This is a genomic window from Pseudomonas sp. RW3S2 (assembly GCF_014268955.1).
GTDB classification, from domain to species: Bacteria; Pseudomonadota; Gammaproteobacteria; order Pseudomonadales; family Pseudomonadaceae; genus Aquipseudomonas; species Aquipseudomonas wayambapalatensis.
On the sequence record NZ_JABWRM010000017.1, the window covers coordinates 76082 to 92274 of the forward strand.

The 16193-nt window shown below is 65.5% G+C and carries 16 protein-coding genes; 11 read left to right on the forward strand and 5 right to left on the reverse strand.

Annotation, left to right across the window (positions count from 1 at the left end):
* Nucleotides 1-5 precede the first annotated feature (5 nt).
* On the reverse strand, nucleotides 6-299 hold the full coding sequence (locus HU748_RS21480) for a hypothetical protein (protein WP_054894193.1): 294 nt from the start codon (nucleotides 297-299) through the stop codon (nucleotides 6-8).
* 59 nt (nucleotides 300-358) lie between these two features.
* On the opposite strand from HU748_RS21480, the gene pbpC reads away from it, so the two are divergent.
* From pbpC to HU748_RS21495, 3 genes are all read left to right on the forward strand, one after another.
* Nucleotides 359-2719, forward strand: a complete 2361-nt coding sequence (gene pbpC, locus HU748_RS21485; protein ID WP_186721863.1) for a peptidoglycan glycosyltransferase PbpC — start codon at nucleotides 359-361, stop codon at nucleotides 2717-2719.
* 252 nt (nucleotides 2720-2971) lie between these two features.
* The gene (locus tag HU748_RS21490; protein WP_186721864.1) at nucleotides 2972-4558 is read left to right on the forward strand and encodes a collagen-like triple helix repeat-containing protein; all 1587 of its coding nucleotides are present in this window, start codon (nucleotides 2972-2974) and stop codon (nucleotides 4556-4558) included.
* Nucleotides 4559-4695: 137 nt separating this feature from the next.
* On the forward strand, nucleotides 4696-6366 hold the full coding sequence (locus HU748_RS21495; RefSeq protein ID WP_186721865.1) for a ShlB/FhaC/HecB family hemolysin secretion/activation protein: 1671 nt from the start codon (nucleotides 4696-4698) through the stop codon (nucleotides 6364-6366).
* Nucleotides 6367-6399: 33 nt separating this feature from the next.
* Here the strand turns inward: HU748_RS21495 and HU748_RS21500 are convergent, their stop codons facing one another.
* Nucleotides 6400-6810, reverse strand: a complete 411-nt coding sequence (locus HU748_RS21500) for a response regulator (protein ID WP_186708547.1) — start codon at nucleotides 6808-6810, stop codon at nucleotides 6400-6402.
* Between the two features lie 48 nt (nucleotides 6811-6858).
* Nucleotides 6859-7035: a Flp family type IVb pilin gene (locus tag HU748_RS21505; RefSeq protein WP_065861672.1), complete on the reverse strand. Its 177-nt coding sequence runs from the start codon at nucleotides 7033-7035 to the stop codon at nucleotides 6859-6861.
* A gap of 282 nt (nucleotides 7036-7317) precedes the next feature.
* Between HU748_RS21505 and cpaB the strand changes: the two genes are divergently transcribed.
* The 8 genes from cpaB to HU748_RS21545 are packed head-to-tail and all read left to right on the forward strand — an operon-like array spanning nucleotide 7318 to nucleotide 14767.
* The gene (gene cpaB / locus HU748_RS21510; RefSeq protein ID WP_186721867.1) at nucleotides 7318-8265 is read left to right on the forward strand and encodes a Flp pilus assembly protein CpaB; all 948 of its coding nucleotides are present in this window, start codon (nucleotides 7318-7320) and stop codon (nucleotides 8263-8265) included.
* A gap of 18 nt (nucleotides 8266-8283) precedes the next feature.
* Complete coding sequence (locus tag HU748_RS21515; RefSeq protein ID WP_186721868.1) at nucleotides 8284-9570, forward strand: type II and III secretion system protein family protein; 1287 nt, start codon at nucleotides 8284-8286, stop codon at nucleotides 9568-9570.
* Nucleotides 9567-10757 (forward strand): pilus assembly protein, encoded by a 1191-nt coding sequence (locus HU748_RS21520; RefSeq protein WP_186666039.1) that lies wholly within the window; start codon nucleotides 9567-9569, stop codon nucleotides 10755-10757. The genes HU748_RS21515 and HU748_RS21520 overlap by 4 nt, the downstream gene beginning before the upstream one ends.
* The gene (locus HU748_RS21525) at nucleotides 10754-12010 is read left to right on the forward strand and encodes a CpaF family protein (RefSeq protein WP_186708551.1); all 1257 of its coding nucleotides are present in this window, start codon (nucleotides 10754-10756) and stop codon (nucleotides 12008-12010) included. The genes HU748_RS21520 and HU748_RS21525 overlap by 4 nt, the downstream gene beginning before the upstream one ends.
* A complete protein-coding gene (locus tag HU748_RS21530; protein ID WP_186721870.1) occupies nucleotides 12007-12888 on the forward strand; it encodes a type II secretion system F family protein in 882 nt (293 codons plus the stop codon). Before HU748_RS21525 ends, HU748_RS21530 begins: the two co-directional genes overlap by 4 nt.
* Before the next feature lies 1 nt (nucleotide 12889).
* Complete coding sequence (locus tag HU748_RS21535) at nucleotides 12890-13777, forward strand: type II secretion system F family protein (protein WP_186721872.1); 888 nt, start codon at nucleotides 12890-12892, stop codon at nucleotides 13775-13777.
* 10 nt (nucleotides 13778-13787) lie between these two features.
* Nucleotides 13788-14489: a tetratricopeptide repeat protein gene (locus tag HU748_RS21540; protein WP_186721874.1), complete on the forward strand. Its 702-nt coding sequence runs from the start codon at nucleotides 13788-13790 to the stop codon at nucleotides 14487-14489.
* A 17-nt stretch (nucleotides 14490-14506) separates the two neighbouring features.
* Nucleotides 14507-14767 carry a DUF3613 domain-containing protein gene (locus HU748_RS21545; protein WP_186666045.1) on the forward strand — a complete coding sequence of 87 codons (261 nt, stop codon included), beginning with the start codon at nucleotides 14507-14509 and terminating at the stop codon, nucleotides 14765-14767.
* 51 nt (nucleotides 14768-14818) lie between these two features.
* On the opposite strand, the gene HU748_RS21550 is transcribed toward HU748_RS21545, so the two are convergent.
* Together HU748_RS21550 and HU748_RS21555 are read right to left on the reverse strand one after the other, a co-directional pair.
* A complete protein-coding gene (locus tag HU748_RS21550) occupies nucleotides 14819-15595 on the reverse strand; it encodes a response regulator transcription factor (protein WP_186708557.1) in 777 nt (258 codons plus the stop codon).
* 122 nt (nucleotides 15596-15717) lie between these two features.
* Nucleotides 15718-16188: an A24 family peptidase gene (locus tag HU748_RS21555; protein WP_054895204.1), complete on the reverse strand. Its 471-nt coding sequence runs from the start codon at nucleotides 16186-16188 to the stop codon at nucleotides 15718-15720.
* Nucleotides 16189-16193 lie beyond the last annotated feature (5 nt).

The window sequence follows — 16193 nt, forward strand, 5'->3', positions numbered from 1 at the left end:
TCGGGTCAGTGAATGATCCAGCTCAACACCCACAAGCCCAGCACCAGCCAGATGATGCCCATCACGATCGACGCCCGCATGAACGCCCGGATCGCCGAGTACAGCAGCATCAGCCCGACGATCAGCGCAAGGATGCTGACCAGCGAGGTGTCCATGCCCAAGGTGCGCGCCAGCCCGTCGATGAAATTGCCGCCGGCATTGGCCAGCAGATTGAACAGCCCGCTCATGATATCGACGATGAACTTGATCACCGCGCCCAGCGCCTGGCCCAACCACTCGAAAAACCCTTCTACATGCATAGCTGCTTCCTGATGATCATCCCAAGCCTTTGGCCATCGTTCGATGGGGTCGGTTCCCGATGCCAGGCGCAAGCATAGTTCGCCCGCGTACGCGCAGCGCAAGGATCTTGCGTGGTGTCGGCATTACTGTGCTGTCGAGCGTCGTCTTGCTGTGGCTGGCGGATCGCCTGTGGCCATTGCCGATGCCTGGTGACGACCTGGCGCGGGTGGTGCTCGCCGAGGACGGCACGCCGCTGTGGCGCTTCGCCGATGCCGACGGCGTGTGGCGCTATCCGGTCAGCCCCGATGAGGTATCGCCCTTGTATCTGGAGGCGCTGCTCACCTACGAAGATCGCTGGTTCTACGACCATCCCGGGGTCAACCCGCTGGCCCTGGCGCGTGCGGCCTGGCTGAACCTGCGTGGCGGGCGTGTGGTGTCCGGTGGCAGCACGCTGTCGATGCAGGTAGCACGTTTGCTCGATCCCCACGACCGCACCCTGGCCGGAAAACTGCGTCAGCTGTGGCGCACCGCTCAGCTGGAATGGCACCTGTCAAAGCGCGAGATCCTGCAGATCTACCTCGATCGCGCGCCCTTCGGCGGCACCCTGCAGGGCGTCGCCGCCGCCAGTTGGGCTTACCTGGGCAAGTCGCCCAAGCACCTCACGCCTGCCGAGGCGGCATTGCTGGCCGTACTGCCCCAGGCGCCCAGCCGCCTGCGCCCGGATCGCCATCCCGAGCGTGCGCAGCGTGCCCGCGACAAGGTGCTGCAACGCCTGGCCGATTACCAGGTGTGGCCTGAGCAGCGGATTGCCGAGGCCCGCGAAGAGCCCTTGCTGCTCGCCCCGCGCCAGGAGCCGGCGCTGGCGCCACTGCTGGCTCGGCGTCTGAACACGGCGGACAGCCCACCGCTGATCCGCACCACGCTCGATGCGTCGTTGCAGCGCCGTCTCGAAGACTTGCTGCTCGGTTGGCGTGCACGCTTGCCCGAGCGCACCTCGGCGGCAATCCTGGTGGTCGAGGCTCAGACCATGGCCGTGCGTGCCTACCTGGGGTCCATCGACCTGGGCGATGAGCGCCGCTTCGGCCATGTCGACATGGTGCATGCCCTGCGTTCGCCCGGCTCGACCCTCAAGCCGTTTCTCTATGGCATGGCCCTGGACGATGGGCTGATCCACTCCGAATCGCTGCTGCAGGACGTACCGCGCCGCTATGGCGACTACCGTCCGGGCAACTTCTCGATGGGCTTCAGCGGGCCGGTGTCGGCCAGTTCGGCGCTGGCGTTGTCGCTCAACCTACCAGCGGTTCAGTTGCTCGAAGCCTACGGGCCCAAGCGCTTCGCCGCGCAGATGCGCATCGGTGGCGTGCCCTTGGTACTGCCGCCGCTGGCCGAACCGAACCTATCGCTGATTCTCGGCGGTGCAGGCAGCCGTCTGGAGGACCTGGTCGGCGGTTATGCGGCGTTGGCCCGCGAGGGCAAGAGCGCGAAGATCCGCCTGCAGCCCCAGGATCCGCTGCTGGAGCGGCACCTGTTGTCGCCGGGGTCGGCGTGGATTGTTCGGCGTATTCTCAGCGGCCAGGCGCGCCCGGACCGCGACCCGCACGCCGAGCTTGTGCAGCGCCCGCAACTGGCCTGGAAAACCGGCACCAGCTATGGCTTTCGCGATGCCTGGTCGGTGGGGGTCGGGCCGCGGTACATCATTGGTGTGTGGATAGGCCGACCCGATGGCACGCCGGTGCCGGGCCAGTTCGGCCTGGCTTCGGCAGCGCCGCTGATGCTGCAGGTGCACGACCTGTTGAGCAACCGCGACAGCCAGCGCGGCATTGCCGTGCCGGTGGAAAACGTGCCGGGCAGTGTCGGCGTCGCAGCGATCTGCTGGCCGCTGGGGCAGCCGATGAGTCGTCAGGATCCGCAGTGCCGCCGCCAGCGTTTTGCCTGGACCCTCGACGGCACCACGCCGCCGACCTTGCAGGCTGCCGACCAGCCGCTGGGGTTGGGCCTGCGCGAAACGGTGTGGGTCAATGAGCGCGGTTTGCGGGTCGATGCCAACTGTCCTGGGGCGAAAACGCAGGAAATTGCCCTCTGGCCTGCCCCTCTGGAACCTTGGCTGCCGCGGGTAGAGCGGCGTAGTGCGCGGCTGCCGATGGTCGATCCTGGCTGTCCACCGCAGGCGGCGCCCAGCGCGCCGCCGCTGTCGATCGTCGGTGTTCGAGCAGGCGACAACTTGCGCCGGCCGCTCACCAGTCACGATCCATTGCAACTGCACGTATCGGCGCTGGGTGGGGCAGGGCGGCGCTGGTGGTTCCTCAATGGCCGGCCGCTGGGCGAGACCGAAGGGCAGGACAGCCTGCTGGTGCGTTTCGAGCAGTCAGGACGCATCGAGTTGAGCGCCTTGGATGAGAGCGGCGAGACGGCACGGGTCGAGTTCCAGGTGGCGGAGTAGCCTCTCTCAGCCAGCGTTTCCTTGTACTAATGACATGGTATTAAACCTTTCGGTCAGCCATTCGGGCGAATATTTCAACTTGCTGAATTTCATGGATTTTTTATCGGCGTCAGCACCTTATCCCGCCGTATTAATACCAACTTACGACCTACCGCCGTCGAACCGCCAGAGCTTCACTGCTGACTGAAGGCATAACGCTGGCCAGCCTGGCCAGCGCGCCTATCCAACAACAAAGCAGTGCGGGAGTCGCCCATGAAAACTCAGGTTTGGATGAAAGCGAGTACGGCATTGGCGCTGGTCATGGCCCTTGGGCTTGCCGGGTGCAGCAGCGGTGGTGGTGGTCATCACAGCGAGGTTGATGGCTCGTCCGCCGATGGTGGCGCTGGTGCAGGTGCAGGCGGCGGCTCCGACGGAACGGGCGGCAGCGGTGGTGATGGCGGCGGTATGGCGGGTGGTGGCAACGGCGCAGGCAGCGGTGGCACTGGTGGTGGCACTGGTGGTGGAGGAGATGGTACGGGAGGCGGTGGTACCAATCCTGGTAACGGTGGCGGAACGCCAGGCGGTGGTGATGGTGGTACCGGTGGAGGTAATACGCCGACTCCGCTGGTCACCGGTCAGGTCGTCGGCCAGGTCGGCAATACCGTTTCCGGCCTGGGCGATGGTGTCAGCAACCTGGGTGAGGTGATCGGCTCGCTGCCTGTGGCGGGGAACACTTCGTTGACCGGCGGCGTGGGTTCGCTGGTGTCGTCCACGGGTGATGCAGTCAGCAGTGTCGGCTCCGGCCTGAGCGAGGGCCTTGGGCAACTGGGCACCGGAAACAATGCCGTCGGTACCACGCTGGGCGTGGTGGGTGCGGCCACCTCCAACCTGGGGACCGGCGTATCCGGCCTGGGGCAGGGCGTAGGTGGGCTGGCAACGAACTCACCGGTCGAGCAGATTCCGTTGGTCAATCAAGTGGTGGCAGGCGCCGGGCAAGGTGTAGACCGTGTCGGCCAGGCCGTCACCATGTTGGGCAACACGCTGACCCCCATCGGCACCAACGGGCCGCTGGCTGGTGCCACCCAAGGGGTGAGCAATGCGTTGGTACCGGTGGTATCGCTGGTGGAAAACACCACCGCCAACGTCACCCGACAAACCGGGCTCGCAGGCCCGCTGAACCAGACCCTCAACCAGGTCGGCGGTGCACTCGACCAGGCCGGGCAACAGGTTGCAGGTGCCGGCAACGGTAATCCATTGACCAGTACGCTCGGGCAAGCGGTGAGCAACGTAGGCAGCACTGTCAGCACCACCAGCGGCCTGGCCCCGACAACCGGCGGTGCACGCACGGGCCTGCTGGAAACCGTCGGCGGCGTGGTGGCTGGCGCAGGCAGCGGGCTGGCGGCGGGCACTGGCAATCCGGCAGTGGTGTCGGCAGGTGGCAGCACGGGGCAGGTTGGCAATACCGTTGCTGCGCTCGGCACCGTGCTCGGTGGCAATGGCGTCACCAATACTGCAGCAGGTGCTCCGGTGGCAGCGGTAACGCAACAGGTGAGCGCCGGTGTGGCGCCGGTCGTCAGTGGCGTGGCCAGTGTCACCCAGCAGGTTGGCGCTGCGACGGGCGTCGGTGCGCCGGTCGCCGGGTTGCTCAATCAGGTGGGTGGTGCGGTGGCCAGTGCAGGCAGCCAGCTCGGCGCGGCCACTGGCAACCCGGTAGTCAGCCAGGTGGGCGCGACGGTCAGCGCAGTCGGTGGCACCGTTGGCCAGGCCGGCACGCTGGTCAATGGCGGTGCTGGCCAGGGTGGTGGGCTCGGCGGCGTACTCGGTGGTGTGACCGGGGCCTTGGGTGGCGCGCAGCGTTGATCCACTGCCCGGCGGATCTTTTTCGCGGATCCGCCGGGCGCCTGGTTAGACGACAGCCTGCTCAGCACCTACGCTTGCATTGACAAGGGGCGCTCGAACCGGGCGCCCTGGGTTCCACAGGATCATGGAGTGTCCGAATGCGTCCACTGCTGGTGACGATGCTGGCGCTGTCCTGGGCCTGCGTGGCCCGCGCCGAACCCCTGCCGAGTTTTCTCAACAGCAACGAAACCGAACGCCGCCTGCCCACGCCGAACCTGCCGGTGGACGCCTACCGTCCCGGTAAGCCCGGGCTGAATGTGCCGGCGCCCGCCGCACCCCAGCAGGCGCCCTTGCAGATGAACACCCAGGTCCTGGTGCGCAAGGTGCGTTTCGAGGGCGGGACCGTCTACCCCTTGGCGGATCTGCGCGAGCACTACCAATCGATACTCGACCGCAGCGTGACCCTCGCTGAACTGATCGAGGTCACCCGACGCCTGACTCAGCGCTATCAGCAGGACGGCTACCTGTTGTCCTACGCCTATCTTCCGCCGCAAGACTTCGCCGATGGCCGCGTGCGGGTCGTGCTGGTGGAAGGTTACATCCGCGACTATGAGGTTCAGGGCGATATCGGTTCCGCGTCGGGCTATGTCGAGCGCCTGGTGAACAAGCTCAAGGCCGAGCGGCCGCTGACGCGCAAGACCTTCGAGCGCTACACCAGCCTGATCAGCCGTATCCCCGGCGTCACCTTCCAGGCCCAGGTGCCGCCGCCGGGCACCACCGACGGCGCCACGCGCCTGATCGCCCAGGCTTCGCGCAAGCCCTTCACCACGACCCTCAACCTCAGCGATGGCAACCGTGACGACCTGCAGGCGCTGCTGGGGGCCAGCAGCAATGCCCAGACCCGCTTCGCCGAGCAATTGAGCGCCAGCGTGCTGGTGCCGCCGGGCGAGGACAAGGAACACTATTACCGCCTCGACTACAGCCAGTTCGTGGATGACGAAGGCACGCAACTGCTGTTGTCGGCATCGCGCTATCGCAGCGACCCGAAGGCGCGCATTCGCCTGGGCAACGGCATCGACCTGACCCAGCACCGCGAGAACGAGCGTTACTCGATCGGGCTCAGCCAGGCGCTGATCGCCTCGCCGACCGAATGGCTGGATGTGGTCGGGCGCTTCTATGCGGTCAATGACCAGATCGACTACCAGGTCGTGGGTTTCCCGCTAAAGCTCGACAGCCACACCGACATTCGCGCGCTGTCGTTCGAGGGCGATTGGCGCAAGGCCGAGGCCAGGCGCCTGCGCATCCTCAGCGCTGGGGTCTACCAGGGCCTCGACCATTTTGGCGCACGCACCAATGCAGGCTATGACCTGGATTTCCTGCGCCTGCGCCTGTCCGGCGTGCAGAGCGACAATTTCCTCGAGCACTGGCAGGGGGTCGTGTCCGCTGCCGGGTACTGGAGCAACGACAGTTTGCCCGACAGCGAACGGGCGGTGTTCGGCGGGCAGAACTTCGGTCGTGGCTACCCCAGTGACCAGGCCTCCGGCGACAAGGGTTGGGGCCTGGCCTACGAGCTGAACTACAGCATCCAGCGTGAGGGCCAGTGGCTGAAGGTGCTGCAGCCCTATGTGGTGCTCGATACCGCGCGGGCCTGGTTCAACGAACTGGAGGTGCAGAAGGCGAAGATGTCGTCTGCGGCGGTAGGGCTGCGGTTTGGCGATGCGCGCTATTACAACATCGCGCTGGAGGTGGCCAAGCCCATGTCGGACATCGCCCTCGACAGCCTGAACCGGCGGCCGAGGTTCACGGTGAGTTTCAGTTATCAGTTGTAGGGAGGGCCGCTAGCGCCCTCGCGTACCCAAAGGCTACCGCCCCACCACCTGCATCACCGCCTTGGGAAACAGGTTGTCGAGTGTCTCCAGCAAGCGGGCGTGGTAGATCGGTTTGCGAAACAGGTCGAGCACATGCAGGCGTAGCAGGTCGCTGACGTCGTCCATGTCGGCATGGCCGGACATGACGATCACCGGCAGGTGCTGGCGGGCGGTGTGATCGCGCAGGCGCTTGATCAGGCCGATGCCGCTTTCTTCGGGCATGCGCAGGTCGGTAATCACCAGGGCCACATCAGGGTAGCGGGTGAGCTGTTGCAGGGCGGCCTTCACCGAGTTTGCGGTGTGGCACTTGAAACCTTCGTTCTCCAGCAGTTCAGCCAGCTCCTGCAATGCCTCTTCCTCGTCGTCCACCAAAAGAATCTGCTGGCGCGAGGAAGAGTTCGACATGCTTGGCTCCTGTTCGCCTGGCGTTATGCTGCGGCGTGCTGCTCAAGGTCATAGCGCCCCGGAGATGGCGGTGAACATCGTGGTGATCTTGCCGGAGATCGCGGGTACGAACGGCACCAGCACCACCGCGACCATTGCGGCAATCAACGCGTACTCGATACCGGAAGCGCCGTCTTTGCGAGTAATGAAGTTCTTGCAGTGCTGAAGGATCTGCTGCAGTTGCATGGCACATCTCCTTGCGCCGAGGGCGCGGGTAAGGACGCGGCTAAGTAACGTCCATTTGCCATCATAGAATTGCCAAGCTGGCGAAGCCTGCAAATGTAAAAAGGCATTAACCCTAAAGTATTGGAAGCCAAAGCTTTTTCTAAGTGCCTGTTTTCCCTGCAAGTCCGCGTGCCAGACGAAAAAATCCCGTTTCCGCTCATGGCGAACGGTGAGGTCTGCGCTACCGTTCAATAGCGAAATAGTTACCTTTTGCCATCACGGCAATAGCGCAGGGAGGCGGAGATGAGCAGTCGCTTGACCATGGCCCTGGCTGTCCTGTTTCTTCTCGGCGCAGTACTCGCAGGTTACTGGGGGCTGGTGCTCAGCCGTCCGTCCACACCCCCCGTCAGTCCTGCTCCCACAGTCGCCGAAGCGCCTGCCGAGGTGATCGTCGCACCTCCCCAACCGCCTGAACCGGCACGCACCTCCATCGTCGTATTGCGCAGGGCGCTCCCGGCCAACACGCCCCTGACCGAGGACGATGTGTTGCTCGAGCGCCTGCAGGTGGTGCCTGCCGGTTCGTTCCAGCGCATCGACCAGGTGCTCGGTCGCTCCAGCGCGCGTCCGTTGTCGGCAGGCAGTTGGCTGGACGAGGCGAGCTTCCAAGCGGGCGGGCCACTGGCGCGGATGATTCGTGCCCATGAGCGCGCGGTGGCCGTGGGCGTCGATGATGTGGTGGGGGCTGCCGGGCAACTGCGCCCGGGCGACTACGTGGATGTGTTGCTGTTTCTTCGCGAGGAGAACAACAACCCGCAGTCTTCAGCCCAGGTGGTGTTGCCGGCCCTGCGCGTGCTGAGTGTCGGCGAGCAGATGGGGTTGGCCAACGATGGTCGCCCGGCACAAACCGTCGAGGAAGAAACGGCTCGGCGCGAACAGCACGGGAGCCAAGGCAGCGCCGGCGGCACCCGCACCGTGACCTTGGCCGTGCCCGAGGCGCTGGCCAGCCGCCTGATGCTCGCTGCCCAGGCCGGCACCCTGCGCCTGGCCGTACGCAGCGCCGATGAACAGCGCCTGGCGCGTTACTGGGCCGAACCTGAGACCCGGCCGCAGATCGAGAGCGCCGGACGCGAGCTCTATCGCTTCAGCCAATTGTCCCAGTCTCCCGTGGCCAGTGCTGCTCCTGCCACCGCTGCGCCTAGCATGCAGATCATTCGTGGCGCCAAGGCTGCCGACACCGACAAGACCCCCTGACCAGGCAAGGATGCAGCGATGCGACGTTCCGAGCGTAGTTTCCGAGATGCGTGCTGTGCACTGCTTCTGGCGGCATGGCTGCCCCACGCCCAGGCGGCGGTGAAAGGGTGCGAGGCTTTCGGCCAGTTGCCCTCGGTGATCGAGATGGACCAGGGCCTGCAGCAGGAACTGCGCCTGCCGCTGGCGATCAGCCGGGTGGCGGTGGGTGAGCCCAAAGTCGCCGACGTGCAGGCCAGCGGCGATCGTGCGGTGCTGTTGACCGCCGTGGGGCCGGGCAATACCACGTTGATGCTGTGGACCGCCTGTGCGTCGGCGCCGCACCGGGCCATGCTGTTCGTCAAGGGGCGCGCCAGTGCCGACATGACGGAAGGCAGCCTGCTGCCGTCCCAGGATGCGCAGTTGCCAAGCCAGGTGCAGGCCGATATCCGCTTCGTCGAAGTGCGCCGCAACAAGTACAAGGAGGCGGGGGCGCGTTTGTTCTTCAAAGGCTCTAACAACAGCCTGTTCGGTTCGCCTGGCACCGTGCCGAACACCACCGTGCGACCTGACTACGTGCCCGGTGTGCAGACCGGCACCACGCCCAACTCGGTGACCTACGCCGATGTGCGCCCCGGTATCCCGCTGGACAACGGCGTCTTCAACATCGTCTGGGGCGGTGGCAGCAGCAAGTTCCTGGCGGCGATCAACGCTTTGGAGAACAGCGGATTCGCCTACACCCTGGCGCGTCCCAGCCTCACCGTGCTCAGTGGCCTGACTGCCAGTTTCCTGGCCGGTGGCGAGATTCCGGTCCCGGTGCCCAGCTCCGGCAGCGACAACGTGTCGATCGAATACAAGGAGTTCGGTGTGCGCCTGGCGCTGACACCGACCGTGGTGAGCCGCGACCGCATCACCCTGAAGGTTGCCCCCGAGGTCAGCGAGCTGGACTACAACAACGCGGTAAACATCGCCGGCACCTTGGTGCCAGGGCTGAGCGTGCGCCGCACCGACACCAGCATTTCCCTGGCCGATGGCGAGAGCTTCATCATCAGCGGCCTGGTCAGCAACAACACCCGCTCCTCGGTAGACAAGCTCCCCGGCCTGGGCAACCTGCCGATCCTCGGCGCGTTCTTCCGCCAGTCGGCGCTGGTGCGTGAAGAGACCGAGCTGCTGATGATCGTCACCCCGCACCTGGTCCAGCCGCTGGCGGCCAATGCGCGCCTGCCGCAGTTGCCGGGTGAGGCGCTGCGCACCTATGACCCGAGCTGGGGCCAGCTGTTCTTCCTGGAAAACGGCAACTTCGAAGGCCATGGGGGGTTATCACGATGAACGACAGCCTCAACCAGACCTACCTGGCCATCACCCGCAACGAAGATGACCTGCAATGGTTGCAGGACGCCTTGGCGCCGCAGGGGCAGGTGATCGGCGCCAGCGCTGGCACCCTCGACGAATTGCTGGCGCTGGTGGATGTGACGTTCAGCAACCTGGTGTTCATCGGCCTCGACCGCGAGCAGTTGGTCAGCCAGTGTGCGCTGATCGAAGGGGTGCTGGAGGCCAAGCCGATGCTGGCCATCGTCGCGTTGGGCGATGGCATGGACAATCAATTGGTGTTGCACGCCATGCGCGCCGGCGCGCGGGATTTCGTCGCCTACGGCTCGCGTGCCAGCGAGGTGGCCGGGCTGGTGCGCAGGCTCGGCAAGCGCCTGCCGACGGTCACCAGCAACCCCAGCCTGGGTGGCCTGACCGTGCTCTATGGCGCCCAGCGCGGCGCCGATGGTGCGCTGCTGACCACCCACCTGGCGCGGGTGGTGCAGGAAAGCGGCCAGCAGACCTTGCTGCTCGACCTGGGCTTGCCACGTGGCGACAGCCTGGCTCTGCTCGGGCTGGAGGCATCATTTTATTTCGGCGATGCCTTGCGCCACCTGCGCCGCCTCGACACCACGTTGATCGACAGTGCCTTTACCCGCGACAAGGGCGGCCTGCGCCTGCTGAGCTATGCCGAGAACGATGATCCGCTGCGCCAGACCAGCGCCGCCGAGCTGTACATGCTGCTCAGTGCTTTGCGCCAGCACTTCCAGCACATCGTCGTGAACCTGACCGGGCACGCCGACAGCGAAGCGCTGCGCACCATCGTCAGCCATTGCGACAAGCTGATCGTCTACACCGACCAGAACATCCTGGACTGCCGGCGCAACCTGGAAGTCCTCGAACTGTGGCGCGACCGCGGCATCAAGCTTGAGCATGCCAGCTTGTTGGTGGACCGCTTCCTGCGCAATGTCGCCCCGGATGCCGAGGCGCTCGCCAAACGCTATGGCCTGCCGCTGCTCAAGGTGATGCCGGACTGCCCCGAAGTGCGCCTGAACGTTAAGAACCAGGGCCTGAGCCTGTTCGAGCTGGCCCCGCGCGAAGGCCTGACCCAGGCCCTGCGTGCCCTCGGCGAACGCCTGGCGCGGCGCTCGGAAAACCTCGCTCCACCGAGCTTCCCCTGGCTGCGTCGGCTGTGGGGTAGCAAATGAGTGGCGACGAGCCCTTTGGCGGTCAGCGCCACGCGTCGGGCGACCCCCACGCGCTCAAGCGAGCGCTGCACCGCTTTGCGATCGATGCCATCGAGGACAGCGGACGCAACCTGCTCGAAGGCGCACGCCCGGCCTTGACCCAGTTCGTCCTCGAGCAGGTGGGAGACTACGTCGGGCGCTTGCGCCTGGCGCTGTCGCGCTACGAAATGGAGCGCCTGGCCGAGGAACTGGTCGATGAACTCACCGGCTTCGGCCCGCTGGAAGTGCTGCTGCGCGATGCCAGCGTCACCGAGATCCTGGTCAACGGCCCGCACCGGGTGTTCGTCGAGCGGGCCGGGTTGTTGCAGCAGACCGACCTGCGCTTCATCGATGCGCACCATGTCGAGCGGGTCATGCAGCGTATCCTCGCGCCCCTGGGGCGACGCCTGGACGAATCTTCACCGATGGTCGATGCGCGCCTGCCCGATGGCAGCCGGGTCAACGCAATCATCCCGCCAGTGGCGCTGGACGGGCCGTGCCTGTCGATCCGCAAGTTCCGCCAGGACATGCTCAAGAGTGCCGACCTGCTGGCTACCCGCGCGATCGATCAAGCCATCTTCGATTTCTTCGAACGCGCCGTGGGCCGTCGTTGCAACATCCTGGTCAGCGGCGGCACCGGCACCGGCAAGACCACGCTGCTCAACATCCTTAGCCAGATGATCGCGCCGCGCGAGCGCCTGGTGACCATCGAGGATGTTGCCGAGCTGCAACTGCATCATCCCCACGTGGTGCGCCTGGAAACCCGCCCACCGAACGCCGAGGGCCATGGCGAGATCAAGCCCAGCGAGCTGATCCGCAACGCCCTGCGCATGCGTCCTGACCGCATCATCCTTGGCGAGATCCGCGGCGCCGAGGTGCTCGATGTACTCACCGCGATGAACACCGGCCACGACGGCTCGATGAGCACCGTGCACGCCAACACCGCGCAGGATGCCTTGCTGCGCCTGGAAACCCTGGTCGGCCTCAGTGGCCGGCAGATCGCCGAGAAGACCTTGCGCCAGATGATCTGCGCGGCACTGGATGTGGTGATCCAGTTGACGCGTTTGCCGGATGGTCGGCGTTGCGTCAGCGAAGTGCTGGAGGTGGTCGGCATACGTGAGGATGTGTATGTGACCAACACCCTGTTCCGCTTCGACCGGCGCGGTGGTGAGACCTTCCTGCGCGAGGCGCCGAACCCGGCAGGCAGCAAGCTGCGCCAGGACGGTGTGGCGTGATCGGGCCGTTGCTGCTGGCGCTGGCACCGCTGCTTCTGGGGTGCGCCCTGCTGCTGTTTCGCCTGGGGCTGTACAAGCGCGGCGAGGAGCGCGTCCTGCAGCGTCTGGGGCGCGCTTACCAGGCGATTCGAACGGGCAGCGCCCGGCGCGACTGGCTCGACCCGCTGCTGCTGCGGGCCGGCCTGGTCAGCGCTGATGTGCGTTTGCAGCGCTGGTTGCTGATGTGGGGCGCGCTGGCATTGCTGGCGATGCTGCTGGCCGGTTGGCTGGCCGGCCTGATGGTGCTGCTCGGTGCGCCGCTGTCGGGCTATCTGTACTTGAGTTGGCGATGCCGCCGGCGCATGCGTCAGCTCGTCGAGCAACTGCCGGGTCTGCTCGACTACAGCGTGCGCAGCCTCAAGGCCGGTCGGACCCTGAGCGATGCGGTGCTCGGCGGCATCGACGGCACGCGCGAACCGTTGCATTCGACCATGGGCCGTGTGCGCCGCAATGTGCAGATGGGCGTGCCATTGGAGGATGCGCTGAGCGAGCTGGCCGAGCTGTACGACCAGGACGAGTTGCGCCTGTTCGCCCTGGGCCTGCGCATCAACCAGCGCTACGGCGGCAATGCCAGCGAGCTGATGGAAAACCTGATCAAGCTGATCCGCGAACGCGAGCAGGGCGCGCGCCAGCTCAAGGCCATGACCGGCGAAACCCGCGTCACCGCCTGGGTGCTGGGGGCCTTGCCGCTGTTCATGGTCGGCTACTTCCTGACGGTCAACCCTAACTACCTGATGAGCCTGTGGCGCGACAGCAGCGGGCAGTGGCTGCTGTTCCTGGCCTTTGCCCTGCAGGCGCTCGGCTGCCTGGTGTTGTGGCGCATGATGAGGAGTCTTTGACATGGCCCTGCTGATTTGCGCGCTGTGCCTGCTTGTCGCCGCCCTGTTGCTGGGGCTGCAGGCCTCGCGCCAGTTACGTGCGCGCTACCTGGTTGCGCGGCGCCTGCAAGGGCGCCTGGCCCGCGAGGAACGCCTGGGCGACATGCTCCACTGGCTGGGCAGCAGCCCGCTGGGGCAACGCTTGCAGACGCTCGACGGGGAAACCCATGGCCTGCTCGAGCGGATTGGCTGGCGTCGCAGTCGCCAGCGCGCGCTGTTCGCCGCCGTGCAACTGGGATTGCCGTTGCTGGCCATGGGGCTGGCGTTGCTGCTGCAGCATGCCTTCATCGGCGTCGATGCCCTGCATTGGCTGGTGCTGCCGGTGTGCGCACTGGTGATCGGCTACCTTTTGCCCAAGCGCCTGTTGGCGCTGGCAGCCACGCGCCGGCAACAGCGTATCGCGCAGGAGGTCAGCCTGATGATTCCGCTGCTGCGCATCCTCTTCGAGACGGGGCTGGCCGTGGAGCAGGCGTTACGTGTGCTCAGCCAGGAAGGGCGGACACTGGTGCCCGAGATCAGCGAGGAGCTGCGTCAGGTGTTGCAGCGGGTGGATTCAGGGCTGTCGCTCGGCCCGGAGCTGGAGAAAGCTGCGCAGGTGCTGGCAGTGGATGAGTTCTCCGACACCTGCGTGATCCTTCAGCAGTTGCTGGTGCAGGGGAGTGGCGGGATGAAGTCGCTGCTGGCGCTCAAGGCGCTGCTCGATGATCGACGCCTCACGCACTTGCAGGAGCGGGTGTCGAAGATGTCGGCAAAGATGTCGGCGGTGATGATGGTGTTCCTGTTCCCGGCCTTGCTCATCGTCCTGGCCGGGCCAGGTTTTACTGCGTTGGCACGGGCTTTGGGCGTCTAGGAGGAGAAGGATGAAAAAGATCCTGTTGTTCACCGGCATGCTGCTGCTGGGCGGTTGTGCCGGGCAGTCGACGCAGGGGCTGGGGGCATTGTTCGGCGGCCCGGGCTGCAGCAAGCCGGATGCCGACCAGCAACTGGCGTTGAACCTGGCGGACGAGATGCTCAACGAGGGACGACCGCACGCCAGCCTGGCTCACCTCGAGCAGCTGCCCAACACCCTCGACCAGGTGCGTCTGCGCAAGGCCAGGGTCTCGCGCCTGCTGGGACGCAGCGAGGCCGAGCCCTTGTACCGCAGCCTGCTGGGTGGCTGCCTGGCGGCCGAAGGTGAACATGGGCTGGGCCAGCTCGCCTCGGCGCGTGGCGACGATGCGCAGGCCTTGCAGAACCTGCAGCGCGCGGTGCGCCTGGCGCCCACTGACGAGCGCGTGCGCAACGATCTTGGCGTGGTGCTGATGAACCTGGGGCGCTACGAGCAGGCACGCTTCGAGTTTCTCACGGCCATCGAGCTGAAGGATGACAACACCTTGGCGGCGGTCAACCTGGTGACCCTGTCGTTGGTACAGGACAACTGGCAACAGGCGACCGATCTGGTCGGCCGCCTGCACTTGCGCCCCGAGCAGTTCGCCGATGCCCAGGCGCGGGCCAGGCAGGTGAAATCCACCGGGCGTGGACCCATTGCCTTGGCCAATGGTGCCGAGGCGGTGGTCAATTGAGCGGGAGGAGGGTGGTCATGTTCAGGTATCTGATGGTGCTTGCCGGGTGTGCCGGCGTGTCATTGGCGATGGCCCAGGAGCCACCTCGCCAGCCAGAGGCGCAGACGGCCACCGAGGCGTTGCTGCGAGTGCAGTCCAGCGGTGAGCAGGCGTCGAACCGTTTGCAGGTGCAGACGGCCCGGGAGCGTGACCAGTCGATGCAACGCTGGCTGGACACCTACAAGTACGTGATCCCGGACTTCTATCGCTGGACCAAGGTGACGTCTTCGAACAACTGAGCGCGAGACCTGCAGGCGCGGCGGACCACCGCGCCTGCAGCTGTGAACGGCCTAGTGGGTAGTGAACCGCTGGTGCAGCGCCGATGAGCGCGGCGTCAGGGCCAGGGCCAGTTGGGTGCGGTTGTGCATGTGGGTCAGGCGCAGCACCTGCGACACATAGAGTTTCACCGTGTTCTCGGTGATCCCCAGCTCGCAGGCGATCTGGTAGTTGGTCTTGCCCTTGCTGACCAGCTTGGCCACTTCCAGTTGGCGCGGCGAGAGCTTTTCGAACACCGGTGGCAGCTCGCCCTCGAGTTCTTCCACGTCACCGGCCCGGCGATGGGTGCCCTGGCCGCGGGCCTTTTCCAGGTCGTGGTAGAGGTCGTCGATGGATTCGGCCAGCTCCTGCAGGCGCTGGTTCAGGCTGCCCAGCTCGCGGAAGTTGCGGCGCCGCTCCATCAGCGCTGCTTCCTGGCGGCGCAGGCCTTCGAGCAGCTCTGGCAGGTCCATGGGCTTCTGGTAGTAATCGGAAAATCCTTCGCGCAGGGCGCGTATGACATCCTGCTTGTCGGCGCGGCCGGTCAGCATGATCGCCTCGAACAGCCGCTGCTGCCCGGCGATGTTCTTCAGTGCGCGCATCAGCGCGATGCCGTCCTGTTCGGGCATGTGCAGGTCGCACAGCACCAGGCCGATGGACTCGTCCGCGCCGTAGCGCTCGATGGCCTGCGCGGTGGAGTGCGCCGGCACACAGTGGTAGCCCGCACTTTCGAGATATTCGCAAAGCTCTTCGACGATCAACGGCTGATCGTCCACAACCAGTACTTTCACCTCACTAGCAGACTTGTTCACGTTCAACTCCCTGTTGGTACGGGCCCCGCTCCGTTGGCCAGACAGCCTGGCCGTTTAGAAAAGTAGTCGCACTTTGCAATTATGTACAAGGTCTATACACGCGGAATCGATCCACTGGTCATTCATTGGATCCAGACAGCGGTCAGGAGAAACCCGGCCAGCACGTAGGGTGCGAACGGTTGCTTGTCGCCCACCTGTTCGGCCAGGCGCTGCAGGCGCTTCTTCACCTTGGGGTTGGCCAGGGTCCACAGGCGGCGTCGGCCAAGCATCCACACCAGCACTGTCACGCCTGCACCGATGAAGGTGCCGAGCACGTACTGGTGGCTGGTGGCCAGAGCCAGGGCGCCGAGCAGTTTCACATCACCGGCGCCGAAGCGGCCGAGCATGTAGCCGGGAAGGGTCAGCAGCATGACGATGGCCAAGGCCCAGCCCGCATCGCTGGCATCGGCACCGATCCAGCTGTGCCCGGTGGCGAACAGCCAGGCCAGGGCGCAGGCTGCGACACCCAGGGTCAGGGTGTTGGAGATCTGTCGTTCACGGACATCTTGTTCGGTGCACAAGGCAAGCCACATCAGGAGAACAATGCTTTGCATTGGCA